Consider the following 1,590-nt stretch of genomic DNA (forward strand, 5'->3'; position numbering starts at 1 on the left):
GAATGATATAATTAAACTTTAAGGCTGTCTTTCTTTGATGAGGCAGCCCTGCTTTATTTTGAGAGAAAATTCATCTGATTAAAATAAGAAATTTAAATAGGGAAATGGGCAGGTAATCGATTTTTCATTTAATGAAAACAAACTTTTTAAAGGGATTTTCTCTGTAAAAATAATCGAATGAATGTTCGATTTTTTACTTGGCAAATGGTTTAAAAAGCGTTATATTAATAATAGATACGATTAAAGGAGGAAATTTAGTGAGTAACCGTCAAGCTGCGTTAGATATGGCGTTAAAACAAATAGAAAAGCAATTCGGTAAAGGTTCCATCATGAAATTAGGGGAACAAACAGATAGAAGAGTTTCGACTATCCCTAGTGGGTCACTAGCACTTGATGCTGCATTAGGAGTTGGTGGATATCCACGTGGTAGAATTATAGAAATTTATGGTCCTGAAAGTTCAGGTAAAACAACTGTTGCACTACATGCAATTGCAGAGGTGCAAAATCAAGGTGGACAAGCTGCATTTATTGATGCTGAGCATGCTCTAGATCCAGTCTATGCTCAAAAACTAGGTGTTAATATCGATGAACTTTTATTATCACAACCTGATACAGGTGAGCAAGCGCTTGAAATTGCTGAAGCCCTTGTTCGTAGTGGTGCTATCGATATTCTTGTTATTGACTCTGTTGCAGCATTAGTTCCAAAGGCGGAAATCGAGGGGGAAATGGGAGACTCTCACGTTGGTCTTCAAGCTCGATTAATGTCACAAGCATTACGTAAACTATCAGGTGCTATTAATAAATCAAATACAATTGCTATTTTTATTAACCAAATCCGTGAAAAAGTTGGGATTATGTTCGGAAATCCTGAAACAACTCCAGGTGGCCGTGCGTTAAAATTCTATTCAACTGTCCGCTTAGAGGTTCGTCGTGCTGAGACACTTAAACAAGGTAATGATATGGTTGGTAATAAAACGAAAATTAAAGTTGTCAAAAATAAAGTTGCTCCTCCGTTCAAGGTAGCAGAAGTTGACATTATGTATGGTGAAGGGATTTCTAAAGAAGGAGAAATCATTGATTTAGGTTCAGAGCTTGACATCGTACAAAAAAGTGGAGCTTGGTATTCATATAATGAAGAGCGCTTGGGACAAGGAAGAGAAAATGCGAAGCAATTTCTCAAGGAGAATCCAGCAATTCGTCTTGAAATCCAAGAACAAATTCGCAAACATTATGGCTTAGATGATGAAGTAATTCTTGCGAAAGATAGTGAAGCAGTAGATCAAGAAGCATTAGATTTACTAGAAGATTAAAAAAGGGCATTTGGCCCTTTTTTTTTATCATAAATAGGCCGCGTTAAAGTACAAATTGTTGATTTCTTAGCATTAATTTTATTGCATCCCATGAAAAGTTGGTACTGCACGAGGAAATCAACGAAAATAGCAACTTAATAAATAGCAACAAAGTTTAGGAAAACAGCCTTATAGAGATAGCTTTTTTAGTTAGAAAAAAAAGCTATCTAATTCCTATACTATATATAACAAACTATGTGAAGGACATTAGTATATATGGCAATTTTTAGGGGTATAATAA

1 protein-coding gene is annotated in these 1,590 nt (G+C 35.3%); it reads left to right on the forward strand.

Annotation, left to right across the window (positions count from 1 at the left end; translation table 11 throughout):
* The first annotated feature begins 257 nt into the window (after nucleotides 1–257).
* Entirely contained in the window at nucleotides 258–1,310 is a 1,053-nt protein-coding gene (gene recA / locus HU235_RS10930; protein WP_095297673.1) for a recombinase RecA, read from the forward strand.
* Nucleotides 1,311–1,590 lie beyond the last annotated feature (280 nt).

Source organism: Metabacillus niabensis, assembly GCF_902829255.1.
Taxonomy (GTDB): Bacteria; Bacillota; Bacilli; order Bacillales; family Bacillaceae; genus Metabacillus; species Metabacillus niabensis.